Annotated in this window: 3 tRNA genes; all 3 read left to right on the top strand. The window is 49.8% G+C overall.

Annotated elements, in window-relative coordinates:
• Nucleotides 1-4: 4 nt before the first annotated feature.
• The 3 genes from AC3E7H_RS10030 (at nucleotide 5) to AC3E7H_RS10020 (ending at nucleotide 266) form a co-directional block, all read left to right on the top strand.
• Nucleotides 5-75, top strand: a tRNA-Gly gene (locus AC3E7H_RS10030).
• A gap of 36 nt (nucleotides 76-111) precedes the next feature.
• Nucleotides 112-185 (top strand) — tRNA-Ile (locus tag AC3E7H_RS10025).
• Nucleotides 186-194: 9 nt separating this feature from the next.
• Nucleotides 195-266 (top strand) — tRNA-Glu (locus AC3E7H_RS10020).
• Nucleotides 267-271: the final 5 nt, after the last annotated feature.

Raw genomic sequence — 271 nt, 5'->3', positions numbered from 1 at the left:
TTTAGCGGGTGTAGTTTAGTGGTAAAACTACAGCCTTCCAAGCTGTTGTCGCGAGTTCGATTCTCGTCACCCGCTTTGAACATATAGTTCATTTACCAAGTTGTTTAACTTGGGCGCGTAGCTCAGGTGGTTAGAGCGCACGCCTGATAAGCGTGAGGTCGGTGGTTCGAGTCCACTCGTGCCCATTGAAATATGGTCCGTTGGTCAAGGGGTTAAGACACCGCCTTTTCACGGCGGTAACACGGGTTCGAATCCCGTACGGACTATTTAT

It is taken from the genome of Streptococcus sp. SCPM-O-B-15304 (M98) (assembly GCF_058200215.1).
The sequence above is the reverse complement of the archived record's forward strand: the minus strand, read 5'-3'. Positions and strand labels throughout refer to the sequence as shown.